Genomic DNA, 4679 nt, shown 5'->3' with positions numbered 1-4679 from the left:
AAGTGAATGCTGGTGTTGTAGAGGATGTGCGAGCCGGGATGCCGTATTTCCTGCTTGCCCCAGCACTTCCACGGCATGCAGTAATAGTCGCCGCCAATCTCCGCCGTGTCCTTGGCGGCGCTCATCGTGACGAGATCGAACTTGTCCTGATTCTTCATGTGCGCCTTGAGCCGCTCGGGGCTTTGGCCGCAATAGCCGGTCGACCAGCCGCCGCGGTTGATCTCGCGCAGGATGTCCTCGGCTTGCGGCACGTTGTTCTCGACCTTGATGTTCTTGAACATCTTGTCGGCGACGCCCCATTTCTGCGCGAGCAGATAGATGACCTCGTAATCGTTCTTCGATTCGAAGATCGGCTTCACAATCTGCTCGCCCCATTGCAGCGAGCGGTTCGAGGCCGTGCGCGAGCCGTCCATTTCGAGCGAGGTCGCGATTGGCAGCAGGTAGGTGTTGTCGCGCCGCGCGTTCAGCGCCGAGAAGGTCGTCGGATGCGGATCGGCGACGACCAGCAGCTCGAGCTTCTTCATGCCCTCGATGGCTTCGGGAATGCGCGTGACAGTGTTGCCGCCGTGGCCAAAGACCATCATGGCCTTAATGTTGGAGCGCTGGTCGATCTGCTCGGCCGGCAGATTCACCGCATCGAACCAGCGTGTCGAGGTGATGCCGGGCGATTCCATGTTCTCCTTGCGCGAGCGGGCCTTGCGGCCGGCCGCCGCCGGAACCTCGTCGAAGCGCGATTGCAGCCACTCGTAGGGCACGTCCCAGACGCGGGCCCAATGGCGCCAGCCACCCTCGACGAGGCCGTAATAGAGCGGCAGCGACGTCACATCGAGGCCGAGATCGGTCGCGCCCTGCACGTTGGTGTGGCCGCGGAAGATGTTGGCGCCCGTGCCCGGCTTGCCGACGTTGCCGGTGGCCAGACAGAGGATGCAGAGCGCGCGCACGTTGGCGGTGCCCACCGTGTGCTGGGTCGCGCCCATGCACCAGATCAGGGTGGCGGGCTTCTCCTTGGCGAATTTCTCGGCCACGCGGCGGAGCTGTTCGCCCGGCACGCCCGAGACGCGCTCGACCTCTTCCGGCGTCCACTTGGCGACTTCGCGACGGACGTCGTCCATGGCGTAGACGCGCTGGCTGATGAACTCCTTGTCCTCCCAGCCATTCTGGAAGACGTGCCAGAGGATACCCCAGACCACCGGGATGTCGGTGCCCGAGCGGATGCGCACGTATTCGGTGGCGTGCGCCGCGGTGCGGGTGAAGCGCGGGTCGATGACGATCATGTTCGCGCGGTTGATCTCCTTGCCCGACAGCACGTGCTGCATGGAGATCGGGTGCGCCTCGGCCGGATTGCCGCCGAGGATGATCATGGTCTTGGCGTTGCGAATGTCGTTGTAGGAGTTGGTCTGGGCGCCGTAGCCCCAGGTGTTGGCGACACCCGCCACCGTCGTCGAGTGGCAGATACGCGCCTGATGGTCGACGGAGTTCGTGCCCCAGAAGGCGCCGAACTTGCGCATCAGGTAGGCGGCCTCGTTGGTGAACTTGGCCGAGCCCAGCCAGTAGACGGAATCCGCGCCGTTCTTCTCACGGATGGCGGTGAGCTTGTCGCCGATCTCCTCGATCGCCTGCTCCCACGAGACGCGCTGCCACTGACCGGCGACGAGCTTCATCGGGTACTTGAGGCGACGGTCCGAGGAGACGAGCTCGCGGATCGCCGCGCCCTTGGCGCAGTGCGTGCCGCGGTTGATCGGGCTGGCGTAGGAGGGCTCCTGGCCGACCCAGACGCCGTTCACGACCTCCGCCGTCACCGTGCAGCCCACCGAGCAATGGGTGCAGATGTTGCGCTTGATCTGGACGTCCGGACCGACCGCCGAGGAGCCGGCGGCCTTGGCCTGGCGCACCGATCCGAGCTGGATCGTGCCGGCGGCCGCCAGAGCGCCGGCCGTGAGGCCGGACTTCTTCAGGAAGCCGCGTCGGTCGAGGACCCCGGCGGCGAGACCCGCTGCGACGGCCTGGTGCTTGGTGCGGCTCGCCTCGCCGCTCTTGCGCTTGGTCAGCATCGCAGTTTCACTTCTTCCCGGCGGCGTTGGTGCTGTTCTGGAGCGTTTCGTACCCGTTCGTCCGGTAGAACGCCTTCACCTCGTCGCTGAGGCGGTAGCGCGACCGGGTCTCGTCCGTGCCGGGGTCGTAGGCCTGCGCCTCGGTGGCTGCCATCGGCGACGCGACGCCGACCGCCGCCGCCACCGTGCCGCCCCCGAGGGCGCGGAAGAACTGGCGACGACCGAGCTGGTCCTTCTGATCCTGTCCCATCGTCGACACTCCTCACCGGCGCTGCCCCGAAGGGCGTCGCGCCTCAAACCACTGTGTCCGGATGCCCGCTCAGGCATCCATCGCGAAAGCCGCGGCCTCGACCTCGAGGAACGCGCGTCCGAGCGCACCCACCGCGCGGTAGAATCGCGCTGCCTTGGCGCGCTCCAGATCCGCGAAGAAGCGCCCCGCCCACGGCGCGACGTGCCGCTGGTAGAATGCACGCTCGACCCCGGCTTCCGCCTCGAAACGTCCGGCCACGAGACCGGCCATCACATCGAGGAGAATCGCCAGATGATCCTCCGGTTCGGTCATCGCCTCGTCCCGCTCGATGCCGAGCGCCGCGAGGTCATCGCGGACCCGGGCGAGGGGACGTTCGTTGAGGAAGCCGGTCAGATAGTAGGAGGCGTAGGGCAGCAGCTCACCGCGTCCGACGCCCACGAACAGATCGAAATATTCCCGCTCCGCCGCGTCCTGATTCGTGGCGGCGGCCGCATGACCGAGCGCCGCCACCTCGCGGCCAAGGACGCTGTCCCCGCCCTTCAGCCCCGCGAGGGCCGACAGCAGGTCGGAATTGGGCGCGCGCCCAAGCAAAACGGCGAGAAGGTCGTATTGCTGCGCGCGTAGCTGATCGACCTCGTCCATGGCCACGCCACCACTCAGGGACATCGCCGCCGACAGATCGGCGCCGTTTTCCGCCGAGGACACCGAAGACGACGCAACGGAACGCATTCCACTCCTCAGGCCCGCCAAGCCACGTCATCCCCCATACGAGGTATGCTACTTTGTATCTATGATAAAAAGCGCTGTTCCTTCGTGCAATCGCGTTTCTCGGATTTAGCTGGGCATCGCGCCGCCATGGCGTCGCAGGCGCGAAACAATTGTGGGCGATTGAAACGCAACGGTCGGCTCGGCTTGCGGAATAAGCACGGTTTCCCCGGCGTGCGCGATCTTTGCGGGCGTTTCGGTTAGGTCCAGCTCCGCGACCGCCGGACGTTCGGTTTCGGCCTCCGGCACGACATCGGCTTCCTCCGGTGCCGCCTCCGCCTCCACCGGTTTGGGCGCATGCCCGGTCATGACGCGCTCGACCATCGCCTTGATGTCGTCGGTCGGGAGCATCGGCCCGAGGCCGGGGACGCCGCCCGGCGTATTCCAATCATAGGCGTATTCCCGCGCCTCGCTCACGAAGTCGCGGATGCTCGGGTCGACGGACCACATTTTCCGGAGTGCGGCGTTGCGCAGGACCGATGGGATGCCCGCGCGCAGGAACGGGATCAGGTCGGTCTCGGCCGTGAGATCCTCGAGCTTCGGCAGGCGCGCGATCGCCTCGGCCAGGGCATCGGCTTCCTCGGGCGTCGCCGGCGTGGCCGCGTCGACAGGGGTTGGAAGAGCGGACCCTTCTTCGGGAAGCGGCGGAACTTCGGCGCGTTCGGCGGCGCGGACCGCCCGCTTGCGCCGAGCCCAGCGCGACAGGATGCCGTCGCTCATTCCCCGCGTCCCTTGTTGGCGCCGCCTCGCGCCAGGGCTTCCGGGTCGGCCCGGTCGCGCTTGCGCTTCTCGAACTTCCGCTCGACGTGGAAGGCCTCGAAGAAGGCCAGCAGCACGCCCTGGGATTCGGCCGGCATCGGCACCGCCTCGACGATCTCGCCGATTCCCTCGGCCATCGATTCGCCCTCGTAGGGATCGGCGGTCACGGTGGCGACCTCGTATTCGTCCTCGCCCAGTTTCCGGAGCGAGATCCACAGGGAGGGCCGTCCGGAGACGAGGTTGTCGCGGTAATGCGAGGTCTCGGCCGGGTGGAGTAGCACGTCGTAGGCGCCGGCATAGAACACCGCTTCCTCCTCGGTCTCCGACAGCTTCGTCCAGTTCGCCACGGGCGGCGCCGCCGGCAGGGCCGCCACCGGCAACCAGGCATGGCTCGCCCATGGTCCGCGCAGGCGGCGCCGGGCCACCAGCACGCCGACCTCGAAGTGGTTCTCCGGCATCGCCTCGTCCTTCCTGTGATGCGCCAACGCGCCGCTGCGCCGTTCGGGTCTCAAGAGCCCGATGGAACGCCCTTCAGGGGCAGCCCGGCGATCAGGTTCTGCGGCTTCATCGTGACCAGATTGCCGGACGTTCCGGCGAGCAGCAGGTAGACGGGCCGGTCGCCGACGGCTTCGTCCACGAAGGTCGTCTCCGCGAAGGTGAGACTGAAGATCGCGATCACCCGCGCCTGATCGGCGTCCTCCACATGCTCGCCGTGCCAGAGGGCGTTGCCGATCCGTGTCGCCTCGGCGTCGAGACCGACGAACCAGCGCCAATCGGTCTCCTCCAGCCGATCCAGGGGCTCGACGCGCACCGAAACGTTGAGGAGATGTCCGACGAAGGCCTCGATCACGCGC

The 4679-nt window shown here is 66.9% G+C and carries 6 protein-coding genes; all 6 read right to left on the bottom strand.

The window, feature by feature from the left end; genetic code table 11:
* Positions 1-2051: molybdopterin-dependent oxidoreductase (locus JWQ05_RS04265; protein ID WP_299654992.1), on the bottom strand; the 2051-nt coding region annotated here is incomplete at its 3' end.
* Positions 2052-2058: 7 nt separating this feature from the next.
* A complete protein-coding gene (locus JWQ05_RS04260; RefSeq protein ID WP_299654988.1) occupies positions 2059-2301 on the bottom strand; it encodes a formate dehydrogenase in 243 nt (80 codons plus the stop codon).
* Between the two features lie 69 nt (positions 2302-2370).
* Positions 2371-2967, bottom strand: a complete 597-nt coding sequence (locus JWQ05_RS04255; RefSeq protein WP_299654995.1) for a molecular chaperone — start codon at positions 2965-2967, stop codon at positions 2371-2373.
* A gap of 168 nt (positions 2968-3135) precedes the next feature.
* Positions 3136-3786, bottom strand: coding sequence for a DUF3306 domain-containing protein (locus JWQ05_RS04250; RefSeq protein ID WP_299654985.1), 651 nt, complete (start codon positions 3784-3786; stop codon positions 3136-3138).
* Positions 3783-4283, bottom strand: a complete 501-nt coding sequence (locus JWQ05_RS04245) for a DUF3305 domain-containing protein (protein WP_299654982.1) — start codon at positions 4281-4283, stop codon at positions 3783-3785. Before JWQ05_RS04245 ends, JWQ05_RS04250 begins: the two co-directional genes overlap by 4 nt.
* A gap of 50 nt (positions 4284-4333) precedes the next feature.
* A partial coding sequence (locus JWQ05_RS04240; RefSeq protein WP_299654979.1) for a DUF6352 family protein occupies positions 4334-4679 on the bottom strand: 346 nt, incomplete at its 5' end.

Origin of the sequence: Methylobacterium sp. (assembly GCF_028290105.1) — a bacterium.
Taxonomy (GTDB): domain Bacteria; phylum Pseudomonadota; class Alphaproteobacteria; order Rhizobiales; family Beijerinckiaceae; genus Methylobacterium.
The sequence above is the reverse complement of the archived record's forward strand: the minus strand, read 5'-3'. Positions and strand labels throughout refer to the sequence as shown.

Excerpts from the sequence above, each read along its gene's own strand:
- JWQ05_RS04255 (WP_299654995.1), bottom strand. The coding sequence starts at position 2,967 with ATGTCCCTGAGTGGTGGCGTGGCCATGGACGAGGTCGATCAGCTACGC.
- JWQ05_RS04260 (WP_299654988.1), bottom strand. The coding sequence starts at position 2,301 with ATGGGACAGGATCAGAAGGACCAGCTCGGTCGTCGCCAGTTCTTCCGC.
- JWQ05_RS04245 (WP_299654982.1), bottom strand. The coding sequence starts at position 4,283 with ATGCCGGAGAACCACTTCGAGGTCGGCGTGCTGGTGGCCCGGCGCCGC.
- JWQ05_RS04250 (WP_299654985.1), bottom strand. The coding sequence starts at position 3,786 with ATGAGCGACGGCATCCTGTCGCGCTGGGCTCGGCGCAAGCGGGCGGTC.